Origin of the sequence: Demequina sp. (genome assembly GCF_024642165.1) — a bacterium.
Classification (GTDB): Bacteria; Actinomycetota; Actinomycetes; order Actinomycetales; family Demequinaceae; genus Demequina.
This window is the reverse complement of record NZ_JAHEBP010000009.1, coordinates 13100-34302: the sequence shown is the minus strand read 5'-3', so window position 1 is coordinate 34302 and position 21203 is coordinate 13100. Positions and strand designations below refer to the sequence as shown.

Here is a 21203-nt window from a genome sequence, read left to right as displayed (position 1 = left end):
ACCTCGGGGTCGCCGCCACCCAGGAGCAGGTGATCGAGGCGTTCGGCGAGCGGCTCGCGGCGATCATCGGCGCACATCGCAACGCCCGGGTCTGGCTGTCCAAGCACGGCAACAAGCTGGAACCGCTGGGCTTCCCCGGCGCCGTGTATCAGGTCGACACGGGGGAGAACCACTCGGGCAAGTCCCTGCAGGGGATGGCGCGGCCGGTGGGCCGAGCGCTGGCCCGGGACTTCGGGGTGCCCCGCCCGCGGTCCGCGTGGGCGGCGTGGCGCAGCGCCTACGCGCCCGCCGAGATCGCGTTCACCCTGCGGGAGCGTCGCGAGAAGCGGCGCAAGGCTCGCGCGGAGGGCTGAGCGAGCACCGCGGGCGATACTGTCGCCTGCATCGACGTCGGAGGGATCGACATGGCCTGGCGGATGCCCGCGGAGACCGCCCCGCATGACCGCACCTGGATGGCGTTCCCGCGCGAGGGTGCCACGCTGGGCGCCCACGACGCGGATCGAGACGAGGGCTACGCGGCGTGGGTGGACGTCGCGCACGCCGTCGCGCGGTTCGAGCCGGTGACCATGGTCGTGGACCCGTCCGAGACCGCCCGCGCGCGGCGGATGCTGGACGCCGGGATCGAGATCCTGGAGGCCCCGCTCGACGAGTTCTGGATGCGCGACGTGGGCCCCACCTTCGTCCTGGACCCCGACGCCCCCGGGGTGCTGGGCGCGGTCGACTGGACCTTCAACGGCTGGGGTGCGCCCGAGTGGGCCGTCTGGGAGCTCTCCGCTCGGCTCGGCCGCGTGGTGGCGGAGGCCGCGGGGGCTGTCCTGGTGCCCAGCGACCTGGTCAACGAGGGCGGCGGCGTCCACGTCGACGGCGCCGGCACCGTCCTGCTCACGGAGACGGTGCAGCTCGATCCGCGCCGCAACCCGGGCGCGACGCGCGCGACGGTCGAGGCGGAGATGGCGCGCACGCTGGGCGCGACGCACGCGATCTGGCTCCCGCGCGGGCTTGCCCGCGACTACGACGCGTTCGGCACCAACGGCCACGTCGACATCGTCGCCGCGCTCGCGTCGCCCGGGCGGCTGCTGCTCCACGCCCAGACGGATCCCGGGCATCCCGACTACGAGGTGTCCTCGCAACTGCGCGACCTCCTCAAGCGCGAGGTCGACGCCGCCGGCCGGTCGCTGGAGATCGTGGACCTGCCCGCCCCGCCCGTGCTCGAGGACGCGCACGGCTTCGTGGACTGGAGCTACGTCAACCACTACGTGGTGAACGGGGGAGTGATCGCCTGCGGCTTCGGGGACGATGCGGCGGACGCTCGGGCGCGCGAGGTCCTGGCGGACGCGTACCCGGGGCGCGAGGTGGTCACCGTCGACGCGCGACCCATCTTCGCGCGCGGCGGCGGCATCCACTGCATCACGCAGCAGCAGCCCAGCACGGAGGCGGCCGCATGATAGACGTGGTCGAGGCCTCGATCGCGGACCTGCGGCGCGCCCTCGCGACGGGTGCCGCCACCAGCGAGCAGCTGGTGCGCGCCTACCTGGCCCGGATCGACGCCTACGACCGGCCCGGCACCGTGACGGCGCTCAACGCGGTGGTGGTCGACAACCCCGCCGCCATCGCCGAGGCGCGCGCGTCCGACGCCCGCCGCGCGCGCGGCGAGGCGATCGGCCCGCTCGACGGCATCCCGTACACCGCGAAGGACTCCTACCTGGTGCGCGGGCTCACGGCCGCGGCGGGCAGCCCCGCATTCGCCGGGTTGGTCGCCCAGCGCGACGCGTTCACCATCTCCCGCCTGCGCGCCGCCGGCGCGATCTGCTTGGGGCTCACGAACATGCCGCCCATGGCCAACGGCGGCATGCAGCGCGGGCTCTACGGCCGCGCGGAGAGCCCCTACAACGCCGACTACCTCACCGCCCCCTTCGGGTCCGGATCCTCGAACGGCTCGGGCACGGCGACCGCCGCGTCGATGTGCGCGTTCGGGCTGGGCGAGGAGACGTGGTCGAGCGGGCGCGGCCCGGCGTCGAACAACGCGCTGTGCGCGTACACGCCGTCGCGTGGAGTGATCTCCGTGCGTGGCAACTGGCCGCTGGTGCCCACCATGGACGTGGTGGTGCCGCAGACCCGCACCATGGCGGACCTTCTCGAGGTGCTCGACGTGGTGGTGGCGGACGATCCCGAGACGCGCGGCGACCTGTGGCGCGCGCAGCCGTGGGTGGAGATCCCGGAGGCCTCCGCCCTCCGCCCGCGCTCGTACGCGGCGCTGGCGGTGGGGTCCCGCGCCGCGCTCGCCGGGCTGCGCATCGGCGTGCCCCGCATGTACGTGGGAGCCGATCCCGATGCCGGCACCTCGCCGGCGCCGGGCATCGGCGGCCCTACCGGCCGCCGCATCGTCCCGAGACCTACGCTGCTCGAACTGTGGGCGGACGCTCGACGGGACCTCGAGCGCGCGGGCGCCACCGTGGTCGAGGTGGATCTGCCGGCGGTCTCGAACTACGAGGGCGACCGCCCCGGCGCGCCCACCATCGCCACCCGCGGGCTGGTGCCGGCCGCGTACCTGCGACGCGAGATCGTCGACCTGTCGGCGTGGGCCTGGGAGGACTTCCTGGGTGCGAACGGCGACCCGGCCTTCGGCAGCCTCGCGGACGTCGACGGCGCCCACATCTTCCCGCGGCCGGCCGGCGCCCTTCCCGACCGCTACGACGGCTTCGACGACGACATCGCCGTCTACCCGGAGGTGGTGCGCGCCGGACTCCCCGCATCGTTCCTCGACATCCCCGGGCTCGAGGCCGGCCTGCGGGGGCTCGAGGAGACGCGGCGCGTGGACCTGGAGGAGTGGATGGACGGCCTGGGCCTCGACGCGATTGCCTTCCCGGCGGTGGCCGACGTGGGCGCCGCGGACATGGACGTGAACCCCGAATCGGCCCAGGCGGGGTGGCGCAACGGCGTCTGGGTCGCGAACGGGAACCTGGCGATCCGCCATCTGGGCATTCCCACGGTGACGGTGCCCCTGGGGACGATGCGCGACATCGGCATGCCCGTGGGGCTCACCTTCGCCGGACGCGGCTATGACGACGCCGCGCTGCTGCGCCTGGCCGCCGGGTTCGAGGCGACGGGCGCGCGGCGGGAGGAGCCCCCGCGCACCCCGCGCCTGTGAGGCGGCCGCCGGGCCGTCAGTCCAACGTGTCGATCGCGGAGCGCATGGTCCGCAGCTGGTCGTGGATGGCCGGGGGGACCCGCTCGCCGTAGGAGTCGAGGAACGCCTTCGCATCCTCCGCCTCCGCCGTGAGGGCGCCGCGGTCGAGCGCGAAGAGCGCGCCCCAGTCCTGGTCGCCCACGCCTGCCGCGGCGTGGTCGATCGAGCCCTCGGCGGGGACGTAGCCGAACGGACCCTCGACGGCCTCCGCACGGCCCTCGAGCCGCTCGAGGATCCAGGCCAGGACGTGGATGTTCTCGCCGAACCCGGGCCAGAGGAAGCGGCCGTCCGCGCCCTTACGGAACCAGTTGACCTGGAACACGGCCGGCGCGCCGCCCGCCACGTCCGCGGCCGCGCCCACGTCGAGCCAGTGGCGCCAGTGGTCGGCCATGTGGACGCCGCAGAACGGGAGCATCGCGAACGGATCGCGGCGCAGCTCGCCCACCGTGCCCTCGGCGGCGGCCGTGCGCTCCGAGGCGAGCGTGGCGCCCATGAACATGCCGTGCTCCCAGTCGCGGGCCTGCGCCACGAGCGGCACGTTGGTGGCGCGGCGGCCTCCGAAGATCACGGCGTCCACCACCACTCCGGCGGGGTCGTCCCAGTCGTCCGCGATGGTGGGGCACTGGGCGGCCGCGACGGTGAAGCGCGAGTTGGGGTGGGCCGCGGGCCGGCCCGAGTCGGGGGTCCAGTCCTGTCCGGTCCAGTCAGTGAGGTGTGCCGGCGGCTCGTCCGTGAGTCCCTCCCACCACACGTCGCCGTCGTCGGTGAGTGCGACGTTGGTGAAGACAGTGTCCCGTTCCATGGTGTCGATCGCGACGGGGTTGGTCGAGCGGCCCGTGCCGGGCGCGACGCCGAAGAAGCCCGCCTCGGGGTTGATCGCCCGCAGCCTGCCGTCGGGTCCGGGGGCGAGCCAGGCGATGTCGTCCCCCAGGGTCTCGACGGTCCAGCCGGGCACCGTGGGCTGCAGCATGGCGAAGTTGGTCTTGCCGCACGCGCTGGGGAACGCCGCCGCCACGTGGAAGACGCGTCCGCGGGGGTTGGTGACCTTGAGCAGCAGCATGTGGGCCGCGAGCCAGCCCTCGTCCTGGCCGATCGCGCTCGCGATCCGCAGCGCGAACGCCTTCTTGGCGAGGATCGCGTTCCCGCCGTACGCCGAGCCGTAGGACCAGATCTCGCGGGTCGCCGGGAACTGGCAGATGTACTTGGTGTCGCTGCAGGGCCAGGCGACGTCCTCCTGGCCGGCGGCCAGCGGGGCGCCCACGGAGTGCGCCGCCGGCACCCACGAGGTGTCCGGGCCGATCTGCTTCAGCGCCGCGGTGCCCATGCGCGTCATCGTCCCCATGCTGGCGACCACGTACGGCGAGTCGGTGACCTGAACGCCGTAGCGGGTGAGCGGCCCGCCTACCGGGCCCATGGCGAAGGGCACCACGTACATGGTGCGGCCGCGCATCGTCCCCCGGAAGAGTCCGTGGAGCGTCTCGCGCATCCCCGACGGCGGCGCCCAGTTGTTGGTGGGGCCCGCGTCCTCCTTCTTGTCGGTGCAGATGAAGGTGCGGGACTCCACGCGGGCCACGTCGCTCGGGTTCGAGCGGGCGAGGTAGCTGCCCGGGCGCTTCACCGGGTCCAGCTCGATCAGCGTGCCGGAGTCGAGCAGGGTCGCGATGAGTCCGCGCCGCTCGGCGGCGGAGCCATCGCACCACACCACGCTGTCGGGTTCCGTGAGGGCCGCCATGCGTTCGACCCAGGCGACGATGCGCGGGTCGGCGATGGCGGGCGCGGCGTCCTTGCTGGTGTGGTGGTCCGTGACGGTCATGGTTGCTCCAGGCTGATCGGTTCACGACGACGGCAACTGTCGCCTGATTTCGACGTTAGGGGAAGACGCGGCGCCCTCCGCCCCAATTCGTGCGTGAAATTTGGCAATTCTTTCGATATTGTGAAGAACGTGCCCGATCTCGCCACCCTTGGCCGCCGCATCCGCCACTACCGCACCGCCGCGGGCCTCACGCTCGACGAGCTGGGGCGCGACGTCGACGTCGCCCAGAGCCAGCTGTCCCTCATCGAGAACGGCCGCCGCGAGCCCCGGCTGACCCTGCTCACCGCGATCGCGGCCCGGCTCGGGGTCACCGTGGGGGAGCTGCTCGACGCCTCGCCGCCGAGCCCGCGCGCGGCGATGGAGATCGAGCTCGAGCGCGCGCAGGTGGGTGCGTCCTATCGCGAGCTGGGCCTTCCCGAGGTGAGGCCGTCCCGCGGGATGCCGGATGACGTGCTGAGGGCGCTCGTGGGGCTCCATCGCGAGATCGACCGGCGGGCGAGGCTCGCGATCGCCACCCCGGAGGAGGCGCGGCGCGCCAACACGCGGCAGCGCCTGCGGATGCAGCGCATGGACAACTACCTGCCCGAGATCGAGAGGCTCGCGCAGGACGATGTGGGCGCCGTGGGGCACACGGGCGGAGCGCTCACCCACCGGACGGTGAGCCTCATGGCGGAGCGGATCGGCCTGTCGATCGTGCACGTCGCGGATCTGCCCCACTCGGCGCGGTGCGTGCTCGACCTCGAGAGCGGGCGCATCTACATCCCGCCGGCGTCCATTCCCGGCGGCCACGGCCTGCGCTCGCTCGCGCTGCAGGCAATGGCGCACGTGCGGCTCGGACACGGTGAACCCGTCGACTACGAGGACTTCCTGCGTCAGCGTCAGGACGCGAGCTACTACGCCGCAGCGTGCCTCATGCCCCGCGATCCGGCCGTCGCGTTCCTCGAGCGCGCCAAGCAGGAGCGGGACATCGCGATCGAGGACTTCCGCGACGCGTTCGGAGTCACGCACGAGGCCGCCGCGCTGCGTTTCACCAACCTCGCGACGGCGTCCCTGGGCATCCGGCTGCACTTCCTGCGCGTCGCCGGCGACGGCGCGGTGGTCAGGGCGTACGAGAACGACGGCCTGCCGCTCCCGGTCGACGCCACGCGATCCACGGAGGGGCAGATCGTGTGCCGTCACTGGAGCGCACGCATGGCGTTCGCCCGTTCGACGCGCACCACGGAGTACTACCAGTACACGGACACCCCCGTGGGAACCTTCTTCGAGGCCACGCAGACGGGCACCACCGAGGCGGAGGAGTTCTCCATCACGCTGGGGGTTCCGTACCAGGAGTCACGGTGGTTCCGGGGTCGGGAGTCGACTCAGCGCGCGGCGTCGCGCTGCCCCGACCTCAGCTGCTGCCGGCGCCCGCAGGGCGACGTCGCCGAGCGGTGGGCGGGCCGGGCCTGGGCCAGCGCCCGCGTCCATGCGCACATCTTCTCGCCGCTGCCTCAGGGGACGTATCCCGGCGTCGATGACCGCGAGCTCTACGACTTCCTGGAGTCGCACGCGGCGGACGGCGACCGGCCGGCGGATTAGCCGAGCAGGCCCCAGACCGCGGCGGCGGTCCCCAGCAGGATCAGCGCGATTCCGATCGGGTCGAGGCCGCGGGTGACCGAGGACTCCTCGCCGCCCGTGGGCCCGTCCGGATGCGCCTGCTGCCATGCGCGCCAGCGGTCCCGCACCATCGCCGCGGCGTCGCCGGACGGCGTGCCCACGCGGTCGCCCGGGCGCAGCGGCGCGGCCCCGCCCTCGACGCTCACGTCCGTCCCCGTTTTGGCGATGTCCTTCTGGATACGGTGCGACTGCGCGGCGCCCGGGGCCGGCGCGGCGAATGCGCCCGCCTTGCGGCCGTCGTCGCCGATCGCCTCGAGCGTCCACCGGGTGTCGAGCGCGCTCAGGCGCGCGAACGGCACGGTCGCGGTGGTGAGGATGTTGTGCATCTCGACGCGCTCGTCGGTGACCGCCACGTGCGGCCGCAGGAACGATGCGGTGCCGAAGGCGGCGACGGCCGCACCGACCGCGAAGGTGCCGCGGGCCTGGTCGAAGCCGCCGCCCAGCAGGGGCAGCAACGCGACGATGGCGCCGACGCCGATGGCGATGTAGCCCCAGACATAGGACGAGCGCGGGCGGTAGATCTGCATGCGGACATGGTCCCACGCGCCGGTGCCGCGCCGCTGTGGGCCCGCCGCTGTGGGCCCGCCGCGCGTCAGCCTTGGCGGGCCCGGTGGGCCGCCTGCGCGGCACGGTTCGTGCAGGTGATGCTGCAGTACTTGCGCGAGCGGTTGCGGGAGAGGTCGAAGACCACGCCCCCGCAGTCCTCCATGGCGCAGCGCGAGAAGCGCTCGAAATCGTCCGCGCGGATCACGTCGATCATGGCCATCGCCGTGTCGACCAGGATGCGCTCGTCCAGCGGCTGATCGTCGGACGTCGCATGGATGTGCCAGTCGAGCCCGCCGTGGCGCACCAGCCGGGGGATCACGTGCTGGCGTTCCAGGATCGCGTTGACCAGCGGAACCGCGTCCTCGCGGGTCGCCGTGAACAGCGTGCGCAGCGGTGTGCGGATGGCGCGCACCGGTGCGAGGTCCGCGGCGGTAGGCCGCCGCCCGGTGTAGCCGAAGCGGTCGAAGAACTCGATCAGGTGGTCGAGCGAGGTGAGGGTGTCGGGGTCGAGCTCCGAGTTCGACAGGTACACGCCGGCCTCGAGGGCCTCGGCCGTGTCATTGGCGAACGTCATTTTGACACATTACCACTTCGGGTCTAACGTCAGGTGTCATGACGCCTTTGACTCATGACACGATCCGACCGAGCCGCGTCTCAGGACTCCTCTTCGCGCTTCTCTCGGCCGGCGCCTTCGGCCTGTCCGGAAGTCTCGGACGGGCGCTCTTCGACGCGGGATGGACGGCCGGCTCCGCCACCCTGGTGCGCGTCGCGATCGCGGCCGTGGTGCTCGCCGTGCCCGCCATCGTCGCCCTGCGCGGCCGGTGGCACCTGCTCCGCCGGGCGGCGGGCACCGTGATCGCGTACGGCGTGTTCGCCGTCGCCGGCGCCCAGCTCTTCTACTTCCTCGCCGTCGGTCACCTCGAGGTGGGCGTGGCGTTGCTGATCGAGTACATGGCGCCCGTGGTCGTGGTCGGCTGGCTGTGGGCGACCCGCGGGCAGCGCCCGGGACTGCTCACCCTGCTGGGCGCGACCGTCGCGGTGGGCGGCCTGGTGCTGCTGCTCGGGCTGCTCAGCGGCGGCGTCCAGGTCGACGCCGTGGGCGTGGGCTGGGCACTGCTCGCCATGGTGGGCGCCGCGGTGTACTTCGTGATCTCGGGAGACACGTCGACGGGACTGCCGCCGGTGACGCTCGCCTGGGGCGGGCTGGTGGTGGCGCTCGCGATCCTTGGGCTCGCCGCCGTGAGCGGGTTGCTGCCCATGTCCGTCAGCGCCTCACCCGTGCGGCTGCTGCCGTTCGAGCTGCCGTGGTGGGGCGCCGTGCTGCTCCTGGGTGTCGTGACGGCTGCCGTCGCCTACGTGGCCGGCATCGCCGCGACCCGTCGGCTGGGCGCCCGGCTCGGGTCCTTCGTCGCGCTGCTCGAGGTGGTCGCGGCGGCCGGATTCGCATGGGTGCTGCTGGGGCAGGCCCCCGCGGCCATCCAGTTCGCCGGCGCCGGGCTCATCCTGGTGGGAGTGGTGCTGATCCGGCTGGGGGAGCCCGCCGCAGACCCGAGTACCGCGGACGTGCCCACCGCCGCCCTGCCCGATGCCCACGAGCCCGCTGGGTTCCCGCATCGTCCCGCCGTCGACGCCTCGCCGGCGCCCATTCCGTCCTGACCTCCGCCCCAGCGGCACCCGTCCGAACGCCCGCTCGACACACCCGGTATCATGGGATGCCGGTCCACGTCGGATCGCCATCCCCCTGATATCGAAACGAGTTCCCGCATGCCCCTGCGCTCCGACCTGCGCAATGTCGCCATCGTCGCCCACGTCGACCACGGCAAGACCACCCTCGTCGACGCCATGCTGGTGCAGGGCGGCGCCTACGGCGATCACGCCCACGTCGAGGACCGCGCGATGGACTCCGGCGACCTCGAGCGTGAGAAGGGCATCACCATCCTCGCGAAGAACACGGCGATCCGTTACACCGGAGCCGCCGCGGGTCCCGACGGCGTGACCATCAACGTCATCGACACGCCCGGCCACGCGGACTTCGGCGGCGAGGTCGAGCGCGGCCTGAGCATGGTCGACGGCGTGGTGCTCCTGGTCGACGCGTCCGAGGGCCCGCTTCCCCAGACCCGGTTCGTGCTCCGCAAGGCGCTGGCGGCCCACCTGCCCGTGATCATCGTGGTCAACAAGGTGGACCGCCCCGACTCCCGCATCTCCGATGTCGTGGACGAGACGCACGACCTCCTGCTGGGCCTGGCGTCCGACCTTCACGACGAGGTCCCGGACCTCGACGTCGACGCGCTCCTCGAGGTTCCCGTGGTGTTCGCCTCGGCGAAGGCGGGCATCGCGTCGCTCGAGCAGCCCGAGGACGGCACGCTGCCGGCCGGCGAGAACCTCGAGCCGCTGTTCAAGGTGATCATGGAGCGCATCCCGGCGCCGAGCTACGACGAGGGAGCCCCGCTTCAGGCGCACGTCACCAACCTCGACGCGTCCCCGTTCCTGGGCCGCCTCGCCCTGCTGCGTGTGTACAACGGCACGCTGCGCAAGGGCCAGCAGGTGGCCTGGGCGCGCGCGGACGGCTCGCTCAAGCAGGTCAAGATCACCGAGCTGCTCGAGACCAAGGGCCTCGATCGGGTCCCCGCCGAGAGCGCCGGCCCCGGCGACATCGTCGCGGTCGCCGGCATCGAGGACATCACCATCGGCGAGACGCTCACCGACCTGGAGAACCCGAAGCCGCTGCCCCTCATCACGGTCGACGACCCGGCCATCTCGATGACCATCGGCATCAACACCTCGCCGCTGTCCGGCCGCGTCAAGGGCGCCAAGGTCACCGCGCGTCAGGTCAAGGACCGCCTCGAGAAGGAGCTGGTGGGCAACGTCTCCATCCGCGTGCTCCCGACCGAGCGCCCCGACGCCTGGGAGGTCCAGGGGCGCGGCGAGTTGGCGCTCGCCATCCTGGTCGAGCAGATGCGCCGCGAAGGTTTCGAGCTCACCGTGGGCAAGCCTCAGGTGGTCACCCGCGAGGTGGATGGGCGGATCCACGAGCCGATGGAGCACATGACCATCGACGTCCCCGAGGAGCACCTGGGTGCCGTGACGCAGCTCCTCGCGAGCCGCAAGGGCCGCATGTCGTCGATGTCGAACCACGGCACCGGCTGGGTGCGCATGGAGTTCATCGTGCCGGCGCGCGGCCTGATCGGCTTCCGCAGCACGTTCCTCACCGACACCCGCGGCACGGGCATCGCGTCTTCGATCGCACACGGCTACGAGGCGTGGACCGGGGCCATCGAGTACCGGACCAACGGCTCGCTGGTCGCGGACCGCGCCGGCGCCGTGACCTCCAACGCCCTGATGGCGCTCCAGGACCGCGGCACGTTCTTCGTGGGCCCCACCGAGGAGACCTACGAGGGCATGGTGGTGGGCGAGAACTCGCGCAACGAGGACATGGACGTCAACATCACCAAGGAGAAGAAGCTCAACAACATCCGCTCCTCCACCAGTGAGGAGCTGGAGCGCATGGCGCCGCCCCGCCGCCTCACGCTCGAGGAGTCCCTCGAGTTCGCCCGTGAGGACGAATGCGTCGAGGTGACCCCGGAGAAGGTGCGCATCCGCAAGGTGATCCTGGACCAGACCGAGCGGGCTCGCGCCACGTCGCGCGCGAAGCGCCAGAACGCCTGATCCCGCACCTACCATGGTCCGCATGGTTCGCGCCGCCTCGTCACTCGCCGTGATCGCCGCCATGGGCGTGGTCACGGCGATGGTGGGCGCGGGCGCGCACCGGGCCCTCGGGGGGTGGGGAGTGACGCTGTGCCTCGCTCTCATGGCCGCCTCGAGCGTGTTCGCGCGCGCCTGGCGAGGGTTCCTGGGCCTCGCGATCATGGGCGCAGCCTGGGTCGCGGTCACCCTGGTGCTCGCGGCCCCCGGGCCCGGCGGCTCGCTGCTGATCGCGCAGGACGGGTTGGGCTTGACGTGGGTGTACGGCGGCGCCGCGATGTTCGTCATCGCCGCCGTGCTGCCGGGCCGGCTGCTGGTGGGCGACGACGAACGGGGGCGAAGTGGCAACGGACGCTGAGACCGGGACCGGCGAGCACCAGGCCTGGCCTGATGCGGACCATGCGGTGGGGGACGATGCGGTGGTCGAGCAGGCTCCCGAGCGCCAGGTGCACTGGGGCCGGTGGGTCGCGCTGGTCGTGGTCGTCCTGCTTGGCGCCGGGTACCTGGGCACCGCCGTGTATGCGGCCGGCCGCATCCCCGCCGGCACGTTCGTGCTCGGGGTCGACATCGGCGGCCTGGGCCGTGCCGCGGCCGTCGAGGCGCTCGCGCCGGCCGTGACCGAGGTGGGCACCACCCCGGTCATCCTCACCGCCGAGGAGCGCTCCGCGAGCATCGTCCCGGACGACTCGGGGCTCGTCGCCGACGCGGACGCCACGGTGGACTCGCTCATGCGCTTCAGCCTCAACCCCTACGACATCCTCCGGACGTTCACCGGCCGCCGCGTGGACCTGGTCCCGGTGACCACCGTCGACGAGGACGCCCTGGTCGCGGCGGTCGAGGCCACGGGCGAGACGCTCGACGTCCCCGCGCAGGACGCAGGCGTGATCGTGGCCGAGACGGGCGCCTCGGGCGAACCCGCCGTGGACGGCGAGGCGGTCGATGCCGAGGCGACGGCCGCGGGCCTCGCCGCCGCCTGGCCCGTCGACACGTTCCCCGCCGTGACAGCGCCCGCGCCCGCCCAGATCTCCACCGCCGACGCGGAGACGTTCGCCGCCGAGCTCAATGCGGACGTCCTGGCCGGGGAGGTCGCCATGACCGGACCCAATGGCGACGCGACGGTGACCTCCGAACAGCTCACCCGCTTCGGCTCGGTGGTCGCGATCGAGGGCGCCCTGGCGCTGACGATCGACGGCGAGCCGCTCGCCGCCGAACTGGAATCCGCCGATCCCACCCTGGTGAGCGCGGCCTCCTCCGCATCGTTCCGTTTCGATGCCAACCACGCGCTCAAGACGGTGGAGTCCCAGCCGGGTCGCGCGATCGACGGGGCGCTGCTGGGCGACGCCGTGGTCGCCGCCGCGACGTCGGCGGACCGCGCGGGCGAGCTTCCGTACAAGGAGACCGAGCCCGCCATCACGAGCGACGAGCTGGGCGTCTCCGACTTCACCAAGAAGGTTGCGGGCTTCGCGACGCCGCTCACGCCCGAGCCGATCCGAACCAAGAACCTGGTCCGCGGCGCCGAGCTGATCACCGGTCAGGTGGTCCAACCGGGCGACACGTTCTCGCTTCTCGGCGCCCTCAGCCCGATCACCGCGGAGAACGGGTTCTACCCGGCCCACGTGATCGTCGACGGATTCATCTCCGACGGCATCGGCGGCGGGCTGTCGCAGATGGCCACCACGCTGTACAACGCCTCGTACTTCACCGGCCTGGAGGACGTCGAGCATCGTCCGCACTCGAAGTACTTCTCGCGCTATCCCGCGGGCCGCGAGTCGACCATCTACATCGGGTCGATCGACGTCAAGTTCAAGAACAACACGCCCTTCGCGCTGGTGCTGAGCTCGTACGTGACCGGCGGGGAGCTCCACGTCGACGTCTGGTCCACCCCGTACTTCACGGTCAAGACCTCGGCGTCGCCGCGCAGCAACGTCAAGAAGGCGACCACCGTGGAGTCGGACCACGAGGGGTGCATCAACACGCCCATCGGGGCGGACGGGTTCACCATCACCAATACCCGCGAGGTGTTCCTCAAGGGCGACCTGGTGGACAAGAAGTCCTACACCTGGACCTACAAGCCCAACGACGGCGTGAGGTGCGTCTAGCGGGCACGATGCGGTCGCCCCGGTGACCCTTACCCGTCGCCCGCGAGGCGGTCTCCGGGGTGGGTCTCGCCTGTATGATGGCGGCGTCCCTAAGGCCCCGAGGATGGAGGAGGCGCCGTGACGTACGTCATCGCCCTGCCGTGTGTCGACGTCAAGGACAAGGCGTGCATCGACGAGTGTCCGGTCGACTGCATCTACGAGGGCGAGCGCATGCTCTACATCCACCCGGATGAGTGCGTCGACTGCGGCGCCTGCGAGCCGGTGTGCCCCGTCGAGGCCATCTACTACGAGGACGATGTGCCGGACAAGTGGGCCGACTACTACGGCGCCAACGTCGAGTTCTTCTCGGAGATCGGCTCTCCGGGTGGCGCGGCCAAGATGGGTCTGATCGAGCACGACCACGACCTCATCAAGTCGCTGGCCCCCCAGAACGGCTGACCCGGGCGCATGGGCCTCAGCCCGCGCTCGCTTCCCGACTTTCCGTGGGACTCCCTCGCGCCCTATCGCGCCCGCGCCGCTGCGCACCCTGACGGCCTGGTGGACCTCTCCGTCGGCACGCCCGTCGACCCCACCCCCGCGGTGATCCGCGAGGCGCTCGCGGCGGCGGCGAACGCGCCGGGGTATCCGACCACGCACGGAACCTTGGCCCTGCGCGAGGCGGTCGCGGCGTGGTTCGCCCGGCGCCGGCACGCGCCGGGCGTCGACCCGGCGGCGGTGCTGCCCACGGTGGGGTCCAAGGAGCTGGTCGCCACGCTGCCCGCGTACCTGGGCCTCGGCACCGGTGACATCGTGGTTCACCCGAGCGCCGCCTACCCCACGTACGACGTGGGCGCGCGCCTCGCCGGCGCGACGCCGCTGGCGTCCGACGATGTCGACGACTGGCGTGGCAACCCCGCGGTCCGGCTGGTGTGGGTCAACTCGCCGTCGAACCCCACGGGTGCCGTCGCCTCGGCGGAATGGCTCGCCGAGGTGGTCGGGGCCGCGCGGGAGATCGGCGCGCTGGTCGCCTCGGACGAGTGCTATGCGGAGCTCTCCTGGTCGGACGGCGACGTGCCGTCGATCCTGGACCCGCGGGTCTGCGGCGATTCCCACGCGGGCGTGCTGGCGGTCTACTCGCTGTCGAAGCAATCCAACCTCGCGGGGTATCGCGCCGCCTTCGTCGCGGGGGACCCGGCCGTGGTGGGGCCGCTGCTCGAGGCGCGCAAGCACGCCGGCATGATCGTGCCCGCCCCCGTGCAGGCGGCGATGACGGTGGCGCTCGGCGACGACGCGCACGTGGCCGCTCAGAAGGAGCGCTACCGGGCGCGGCGCGAGTCGCTTCTGCCCGCCGTGCGGGCCGCGGGCTTCCGCGTCGACGGGTCCGACGCGGGACTGTACCTCTGGGCCAGCCGAGACGAGGACTGCTGGGACACGCTCGACTTCCTCGCGGGACGCGGCATCCTGGCGGCTCCGGGGGCCTTCTACGGCGAGGCGGCCCGGCGGCACGTGCGCATCGCGCTCACCGCCGGGGATGCGGAAGTCTCTGCGGCATCTAGTAGGCTCGCAAAAGGCTTGTAAACCGGGACCCAAGCACTGGCACCGGACTGGCGGTTGGAAGGGGAGAGCATGGCACACGTGGTGGATGCAAGACTGACCGTCGACGGGACCACGCGCGAACTCCCGCTGGAGCGCGCCACCATCGGCAACGACGGCGTCTCGGTCTCCACGCTGCTGCGCGACACCGGCCTTGTCACCGTCGACCCGGGCTTCATGAACACCGCCTCGTGCGAGAGCTCGATCACCTACATCGACGGCGACAACGGGATCCTGCGCTACCGCGGATACCCCATCGAGCAGCTCGCCGAGCACTCCACGTTCCTCGAGGTCTCGTACCTGCTGATCCACGGCGAGCTGCCCACGCAGGACCAGCTCACGGCGCTCAACAACCGCGTGTCCCGTCACATGCACGTGCACGAGGGCATCAAGACGTTCCTGGGCGCGTTCCCGCGCGACGCACACCCCATGGCGGTGCTGTCCGGCGCCGTGAGCGCGCTCAGCACGTTCTACCCGGAGTCCGTGGGTCGCTCGCCCGAGCAGATCGAGCTGGCCACCGTCCTGTTGCTGGCGAAGTCCGCGACGGTCATCGCCTACCTCCAGCGGCGTGCCGGCGGCGGGGACCTCATCGAGCCGCGCCGCGGCGGCCACTACGTCGACGAGTTCATGCGCATCGCGTTCGCGCCGGAGTCCGGCGACATCGACATCGACCCCGCTGTGCGCCGCGCCGTCGACCTGCTGCTCATCCTGCACGGAGACCACGAGCAGAACTGCTCGACCTCGACCGTGCGCATCGTCGGCTCCTCCCACGCCAACATCTTCGCCTCGGTGTCCGCCGGCATCGGCGCGCTGTCCGGCCCGCTTCACGGCGGTGCCAACGAGGCGGCGCTGCGGATGTTCGACCAGATCAGGGAGTCCGGCGATACCGTCGAGCAGTTCGTCGCCAAGGTCAAGGACAAGGCCGAGGGCGCCCGCCTCATGGGGTTCGGCCACCGCGTCTACAAGTCCTACGACCCGCGCGGCGCCGTCGTGAAGAAGGTGGCGGACAAGCTCCTCACCGAGCTGGGCGGTTCCGACGAGACCTTCGAGATGGCGCAGCGCCTCGAGGAGATCGCGCTCAGCGACGACTACTTCATCGAGCGCAAGCTCTATCCGAACGTCGACTTCTACACGGGCCTGCTGTACTCGGCGATGGGCTTTCCGACGCCCATGTTCACGCCGCTGTTCGCGCTGGGCCGGATGCCGGGCTGGATCGCGCATTACCGCGAGATGCTCAACGACCCCCGCACCAAGATCGGCCGACCCCGCCAGATCTACACGGGCGAGGTCGAGCGGGACTACGTCCAGCTGCTCGACCGCTGAGCCTGCGACGCCGTCGTCCGCGTGCCACCCTGGAGTGAGGGGGAGGGCTAGGACGATAGGAGCCCAGGATGTCTACGGATGACGACGCGCTGAGGCGCGAGGCGAAGCGGCGCGTCGAGGCGCGCACCGGCTTCTACTGGTTCGCCGTGGTGTGTGCGGTGGTGTGGACCATGCTCACGGTGGTGTGGTGGATGTCGGGCGGCGGCTACTTCTGGCCCGTGTGGGCGATGTTCGGCATGGGAATCGCGCTCGCGTTCACGGCGGCCGCGGCCTTCCTGCCCGGGTTGGGCCGCCCCACGGAGGACCGGATCGAGCGCGAGTACAGGAAGCTCAAGCGCGACACCACTGACGCGTAGCCGAGCGCGCCGCGCGCCGTTGGCCTGCGCTGAAGCCCGGTTCCACCCACGTGGCGAACTAGCGGTGTGCCTGAGTGTCGCTTTCGGCGCCGAGATCCATCAACGGTGTGTCTGAGTGTCGGTGCACGTCAACGCCGGGTGATCGAGACGACTCCACGTCGCAGACCGACACTCAGGCACACCGTTGAGCCGAATCGCGTCTCAAAACGACACTCAGCCACACCGCTGACGGTGCCCGGTCCGATGGAGCCCGGACCTAACCCTCGGGCGTCAGGTCCACGGGCGTGAGCCGCACCGCGATGCCCGCCGCCGGCTGCGGCACGTCGATGACGCCGGCGCCCTGCTCGCGGTCCCACCCCGCATCGCCGTTGGCGACCGCCTCGATGGATTCGTCGGCGGCGACCGCGACTGCCCAGGACGCGAACGACGCTGCCAGCACCTGGTCGCTCCCCGCGGGAACCACGTCGAGCCAGATCGCCTCGGAGGTTGCGCTCAGCACGCTCACCTCGTAGCGACCCTCGCCGAAGTCGCGGTCCACGCGCGCCGCGAACTCCTGGGCCGTGGTCCCGTCCCCCTCACCCACGTCGCACGTGACTGCGGCGGCACCCGAGTACCCGCGCAGCGCCGACGCCCACAGGCGCGCGCCGGGTTCCCGCCGGGCGTACGCATCGGGGAATGCCGAGCGTTGCACCGTCTGGGCGGCCACGGTCACCTCCATGTCCTCCCACCCCTCGACCCGCGCGAGCGCGGCGAAGAAGGTGTCCGACGAGTAGTAGGGATCCAGGATCTCGTCCTCGGTGCCCCAGCCCTGCGAAGGCCGCTGCTGGAACAGGCCCAACGAGTCCCGGTCGCCGTAGTCGATGTTGATCAGCGAGGACTCCTGCATGGCGGTGGCGATGCCGATGGTCGCGGCGCGTGCCGGCAGCCCGAGCCGCGCCGAGGCCGCGGCGATCAGCGCCGCGTTGCCCGCCTGCTCGGCGGACAGGGTGTTGGCGTCCTCGCCCAGCGTCGCCGTGCATCTCTCGCTCGGCAGGATCCGCTCGCCGTACTGGCCCCACAGGTGGATCCCGTAGATCGCCGCGCCCGAGGCGACCGCAAGCACCGCCAGCGCGGCGACGGTGCGTCGCCGCCGCGTCACGTCAGTTCGCGTGCAGCGCGGCGTTGAGCTCGACGCCCTTGCCCTGGCGCTGCACGGCCTCCAGCGCGCCGGACTGCGAGTTGCGGCGGAACAGGATCCCGTCCTTTCCCGCCAGCTCGCGAGCCTTGACGATCACGGGGTTGCCGTCATCGTCCGTCTGGCCGACGAGCAGCACCTTGGACCCCGCGGTCACGTAGAGCCCCGCCTCGACGATGCAGTCGTCGCCCAGGGGGATGCCGAGCCCGGAGTTGGCGCCGAGCAGCGACCTCTCGCCCAGCGAGATGGTCTCCTTGCCGCCGCCGGAGAGGGTGCCCATGATCGACGCGCCGCCGCCCACGTCCGAGCCGTCTCCCACGACCACCCCGGCGGAGATGCGGCCCTCGACCATCGAGTGGCCCAGGGTCCCGGCGTTGAAGTTCACGAAGCCCTCATGCATGACGGTGGTGCCCTCGGCGAGGTGCGCGCCCAGTCGCACGCGGTCCGCATCCGCGATCCGGACGCCCGACGGCACCACGTAGTCGACCATGCGAGGGAACTTGTCCACGCCGTAGACGGTGAGCTGGCGGCCGAACGCCCTGTACCGCAGGCGCACCAACTCGAAGCCATCGATCGCGCACGGGCCGTCCGACGTCCACACCACGTTGGTGAGCGCGCCGAAGAGTCCGTCGAGGTTGAGGCCGTGCGGCTGGACGATGCGGTGGCTGAGCAGGTGCAGGCGCAGGTAGGCGTCCTCGACCCCTGCGGGCGGCTCGTCGAGGTCGATGACCGTGCGGACCACGCGGATCTGGACGTCGCGGAGGTCATCGGTGCGTTCGGCGGCCTTGAGTTGGGCCGGTGCATCGTCCCGCGCCTTGGGCTCGCCGAGCGCGGGGGAGGGGTACCAGGCGTCGAGGACGACGCCCTGGGAGTCCGTGGTGGCCAGGCCGAATCCGAAGGCGGGTCGAGTCATGTCCCCAGGGTACGTGGCTAGGCTGACGACATGACGCACCTCGACCTCTCGGCGCCCGTCGAGGATCTTGCCAAGGCGCTGGTGGACATGCCCTCCGTATCGGGCAACGAGGACCGCATCGCGGACGCGGTCGAGCGGGCGCTCACCGGTCACGCGCACCTCGACGTGGTGCGCCTGGGCAACTCCATCGTGGCCCGGACCCACCTGGGCAGAGCCCAGCGGGTCGCGATCGCCGGCCACCTCGACACGGTGCCCATCACGGGCAACGTCCCGGGATGGTGGTCGCCCGAGGGTGAGCTCGTGGGCCGCGGATCCGTCGACATGAAGGCGGGCATCGCCGTCCAACTGTCGCTCGCCGCCGCGCTCACCGCCCCGCGCCGCGACGTCACGTGGATCTTCTACGACCAGGAGGAGGTCGAGGCGGAGCGCAATGGGCTGGGCCGCCTCGCGCGTGAGCGCCCCGACCTGATCCGTGCGGACTTCGCCGTGCTGTGCGAGCCCACGCAGGGCGTGATCGAGGGCGGCTGCAACGGCACGCTCCGCGCCGAGGTCACCGTCCACGGGGTCGCGTCGCACAGCGCGCGAGCCTGGAAGGGCGTCAACGCCATCCACGGGGCCGCACCGCTGCTGGCCGCGCTCGCCGCGCACCAGCCGGAGGACGTCGAGGTGGACGGCCTGGTCTTCCGCGAGGGACTCAACGCCGTGGGCATCCGGGGTGGCATCGCGGGCAACGTCATCCCCGACGCCTGCACCGTGACCATCAATTACCGTTTCAGCCCGCGGTGGGAGCTGGACGCCGCGAAGGCCAGGGTGGAGCGGTTCGTGCACGAGGCGTTCGCCGCCGCTCCCGAGCCGGCGGGAGGCCGCCGGGTGTCGCTGGTCTGGACCGATGAATCGGCCGCGGCTCGCCCGGGGCTCGACGTGCCGCTCTCCCGCGAGTTCGTGGCCGCGGTGGCCGCGACCGGCGTCGCGGAGCCCCGCGCCAAGCAGGGCTGGACGGACGTCGCGCGATTCGGCTCGCTCGGGATCCCGGCCGTGAACTACGGCCCCGGGGACCCGGAGCTCGCCCACCACGACGACGAGCGGTGTCCCGTCGAGGAGATCCGGCTGTGCCGCGCCGGGCTCGAGGAGTGGCTCACGTCCCGAGGAGGATCATGACCGAGTACCGCAAGGGACCCGTGCTGCTGCGCGGCCGCAACGTCCCCACCACCTCGACGTCGGGCCGGCTGCTCGACGAGCAGGCCACCGCGGACTGGCTCCATGGGGACCCGTGGCGTGTGATGCGCATCCAGTCGGAGTTCGTCGAGGGCTTCGGGGCTCTCGCGGAGATCGGCGATGCCATCACGGTCTTCGGCTCCGCGCGATCGGCTCCGTCCTCCCCCGAGTACGAGTGGGGCGTCACGGTGGGTCGCCTGCTGGTCGAAGCGGGCTACGCGGTCATCACGGGCGGCGGCCCGGGGTGCATGGAGGCCGTGAACAAGGGCGCGGCCGAGGCGGGAGGCACCTCCGTGGGGCTCGGTATCGAGCTTCCCTACGAACAGGGCGTCAACGAGTACGTCAACCTGGGCATCAACTTCCGGTACTTCTTCGCACGCAAGACGATGTTCGTGAAGTACGCGCAGGGCTTCATCGCGCTCCCGGGCGGGTTCGGCACCCTCGACGAGCTCTTCGAGTGCCTCACGCTGGTCCAGACGCGCACCGTCCGCCGGTTCCCGATCGTGCTGCTCGGCCACTCCTACTGGGACGGCCTGGTGCAGTGGCTGCGCGACACCGTCGAGGCGGACGGCAAGATCGCGCTGAGCGACCTCGACCTCATCCACGTGACCGATGATCCGGTGGAGGCGGTCGAGCGCGTGGTGGCGCTCACGCGCGACGGCGGCTGACGCAGGGCGGCCGTCAGGCGGGGATTTGGGCCGGGTCTGGGCGGGCAGTAGAATTGTGCGAGGCGCCGCGCTTGGGTGGCGCCGCGATGCACCCGAGGAGAACCACACGATGGCTGCAATGAAGCCCCGCACCGGTGACGGCCCCATGGAGGTCGTGAAGGAGGGTCGCAGCTACGTGATGCGGGTCCCGCTCGAGGGCGGCGGGCGTCTGGTGGTCGAGATCACCGCGGACGAGGTCCAGCAGCTCGGCGACGCGCTCCACGCGGCACTCCCGCAGGCCTGATCCTTCGTTCTACGACCTGATCGCCGCGAGCAGCCCGTCTCCGGCGGTCATCAGGGCGATCGTGAGCGATTCGTCCTCCCGCACCGCCTTGAGCGTCTCGCGCACCGCCGTGGTGTCCTTGTCCCGCTGAGCGGGGTCCGGGACCCGACCGTGCCACAGCGCGTTGTCGATCAGCACCAGCCCGCCGGGACGCAGCAGCCGCAGCGCGTGCTCCAGGTATGCGGGATATTCGGACTTGCGTGCGTCGATGAGGACGATGTCGTAGCCGGCGTCGGTGAGGCGCGGCAGGACGTCGAGCGCTCGGCCGGTGATCATTCGCGCCCGCTCCGGCGCGAAGCCTCCCTTGGCAAGCGTCCGCTTCGCCGCCTGATGGTGCTCGGGCTCGACGTCGATCGTGGTGACCACGCCCGCGGGTGCCATCCCGCGCAGCAGGTAGGCGGTGGACACCCCCGCGCCCGTGCCGATCTCGACCGCCGTGGTCGCCCGCATGGCGCGGGCCAGCACCTCGATCACCCGCGCGGCGCCCGGCAGCACCGGCACGCATCCGAGCTGGTCCGCGACGTCGCGCGCCTCGAGGATGAAGCGGTCCTCCTCGACGAAGTCCTCCGCGTACGCCCAGTTCGCTGCCTCGGTGCCCATCGCGCCTCCTCTTTTGTGGTCAGCGTATAGGTCGGTCTCAGCGAACTCTCAGGTTGC

21 protein-coding genes are annotated in these 21203 nt (G+C 71.7%); 15 read left to right on the top strand and 6 right to left on the bottom strand.

Annotated elements, in window-relative coordinates:
* The 3 genes from Q0L54_RS01880 to Q0L54_RS01870 form a co-directional block, all read left to right on the top strand.
* Window positions 1-353: hypothetical protein (locus Q0L54_RS01880; RefSeq protein ID WP_296665014.1), on the top strand; the 353-nt coding region annotated here is incomplete at its 5' end.
* 51 nt (window positions 354-404) lie between these two features.
* Window positions 405-1445, top strand: coding sequence for an agmatine/peptidylarginine deiminase (locus Q0L54_RS01875; RefSeq protein ID WP_296665013.1), 1041 nt, complete (start codon window positions 405-407; stop codon window positions 1443-1445).
* Window positions 1442-3148, top strand: a complete 1707-nt coding sequence (locus Q0L54_RS01870) for an amidase (RefSeq protein WP_296665011.1) — start codon at window positions 1442-1444, stop codon at window positions 3146-3148. Before Q0L54_RS01875 ends, Q0L54_RS01870 begins: the two co-directional genes overlap by 4 nt.
* Before the next feature lie 16 nt (window positions 3149-3164).
* Here the strand turns inward: Q0L54_RS01870 and Q0L54_RS01865 are convergent, their stop codons facing one another.
* The gene (locus Q0L54_RS01865; protein WP_296665009.1) at window positions 3165-5000 is read right to left on the bottom strand and encodes a phosphoenolpyruvate carboxykinase (GTP); all 1836 of its coding nucleotides are present in this window, start codon (window positions 4998-5000) and stop codon (window positions 3165-3167) included.
* 93 nt (window positions 5001-5093) lie between these two features.
* On the opposite strand from Q0L54_RS01865, the gene Q0L54_RS01860 reads away from it, so the two are divergent.
* Entirely contained in the window at window positions 5094-6578 is a 1485-nt protein-coding gene (locus Q0L54_RS01860; RefSeq protein WP_296665007.1) for a helix-turn-helix domain-containing protein, read from the top strand.
* Here Q0L54_RS01860 and Q0L54_RS01855 read toward each other — a convergent pair.
* Window positions 6575-7183 (bottom strand): hypothetical protein, encoded by a 609-nt coding sequence (locus Q0L54_RS01855; RefSeq protein WP_296665006.1) that lies wholly within the window; start codon window positions 7181-7183, stop codon window positions 6575-6577. The genes Q0L54_RS01860 and Q0L54_RS01855 overlap by 4 nt on opposite strands.
* 65 nt (window positions 7184-7248) lie before the next feature.
* Window positions 7249-7776 (bottom strand): CGNR zinc finger domain-containing protein, encoded by a 528-nt coding sequence (locus Q0L54_RS01850; protein ID WP_296665004.1) that lies wholly within the window; start codon window positions 7774-7776, stop codon window positions 7249-7251.
* Between the two features lie 38 nt (window positions 7777-7814).
* On the opposite strand from Q0L54_RS01850, the gene Q0L54_RS01845 reads away from it, so the two are divergent.
* The 8 genes from Q0L54_RS01845 to Q0L54_RS01810 all read left to right on the top strand — a co-directional run bounded on the left by Q0L54_RS01845 (window position 7815) and on the right by Q0L54_RS01810 (window position 16254).
* Entirely contained in the window at window positions 7815-8858 is a 1044-nt protein-coding gene (locus Q0L54_RS01845) for a DMT family transporter (protein ID WP_296665002.1), read from the top strand.
* A gap of 108 nt (window positions 8859-8966) precedes the next feature.
* Entirely contained in the window at window positions 8967-10868 is a 1902-nt protein-coding gene (gene typA / locus Q0L54_RS01840) for a translational GTPase TypA (RefSeq protein WP_296665000.1), read from the top strand.
* A gap of 22 nt (window positions 10869-10890) precedes the next feature.
* Window positions 10891-11262: a hypothetical protein gene (locus Q0L54_RS01835; RefSeq protein ID WP_296664998.1), complete on the top strand. Its 372-nt coding sequence runs from the start codon at window positions 10891-10893 to the stop codon at window positions 11260-11262.
* Window positions 11246-13003: a VanW family protein gene (locus Q0L54_RS01830; protein WP_296664996.1), complete on the top strand. Its 1758-nt coding sequence runs from the start codon at window positions 11246-11248 to the stop codon at window positions 13001-13003. The genes Q0L54_RS01835 and Q0L54_RS01830 overlap by 17 nt, the downstream gene beginning before the upstream one ends.
* 117 nt (window positions 13004-13120) lie before the next feature.
* Entirely contained in the window at window positions 13121-13441 is a 321-nt protein-coding gene (gene fdxA / locus Q0L54_RS01825) for a ferredoxin (protein ID WP_296664995.1), read from the top strand.
* Between the two features lie 9 nt (window positions 13442-13450).
* Entirely contained in the window at window positions 13451-14560 is a 1110-nt protein-coding gene (dapC, locus tag Q0L54_RS01820; protein WP_296664993.1) for a succinyldiaminopimelate transaminase, read from the top strand.
* 48 nt (window positions 14561-14608) lie between these two features.
* On the top strand, window positions 14609-15898 hold the full coding sequence (locus Q0L54_RS01815; RefSeq protein ID WP_296664991.1) for a citrate synthase: 1290 nt from the start codon (window positions 14609-14611) through the stop codon (window positions 15896-15898).
* Window positions 15899-15966: 68 nt separating this feature from the next.
* The gene (locus tag Q0L54_RS01810) at window positions 15967-16254 is read left to right on the top strand and encodes a 2TM domain-containing protein (protein WP_296664989.1); all 288 of its coding nucleotides are present in this window, start codon (window positions 15967-15969) and stop codon (window positions 16252-16254) included.
* 256 nt (window positions 16255-16510) lie between these two features.
* On the opposite strand, the gene Q0L54_RS01805 is transcribed toward Q0L54_RS01810, so the two are convergent.
* Complete coding sequence (locus Q0L54_RS01805) at window positions 16511-17392, bottom strand: hypothetical protein (protein ID WP_296664987.1); 882 nt, start codon at window positions 17390-17392, stop codon at window positions 16511-16513.
* A gap of 1 nt (window position 17393) precedes the next feature.
* Window positions 17394-18341 (bottom strand): 2,3,4,5-tetrahydropyridine-2,6-dicarboxylate N-succinyltransferase, encoded by a 948-nt coding sequence (gene dapD, locus Q0L54_RS01800; RefSeq protein ID WP_296664985.1) that lies wholly within the window; start codon window positions 18339-18341, stop codon window positions 17394-17396.
* 30 nt (window positions 18342-18371) lie between these two features.
* On the opposite strand from dapD, the gene dapE reads away from it, so the two are divergent.
* From dapE to Q0L54_RS01785, 3 genes are all read left to right on the top strand, one after another.
* The gene (gene dapE, locus Q0L54_RS01795; RefSeq protein ID WP_296664983.1) at window positions 18372-19499 is read left to right on the top strand and encodes a succinyl-diaminopimelate desuccinylase; all 1128 of its coding nucleotides are present in this window, start codon (window positions 18372-18374) and stop codon (window positions 19497-19499) included.
* Window positions 19496-20224, top strand: a complete 729-nt coding sequence (locus Q0L54_RS01790) for a TIGR00730 family Rossman fold protein (protein WP_296664981.1) — start codon at window positions 19496-19498, stop codon at window positions 20222-20224. Before dapE ends, Q0L54_RS01790 begins: the two co-directional genes overlap by 4 nt.
* A gap of 109 nt (window positions 20225-20333) precedes the next feature.
* The gene (locus tag Q0L54_RS01785; protein ID WP_296664980.1) at window positions 20334-20507 is read left to right on the top strand and encodes a DUF3117 domain-containing protein; all 174 of its coding nucleotides are present in this window, start codon (window positions 20334-20336) and stop codon (window positions 20505-20507) included.
* Between the two features lie 9 nt (window positions 20508-20516).
* On the opposite strand, the gene Q0L54_RS01780 is transcribed toward Q0L54_RS01785, so the two are convergent.
* Entirely contained in the window at window positions 20517-21146 is a 630-nt protein-coding gene (locus tag Q0L54_RS01780; RefSeq protein WP_296664978.1) for an O-methyltransferase, read from the bottom strand.
* Window positions 21147-21203: the final 57 nt, after the last annotated feature.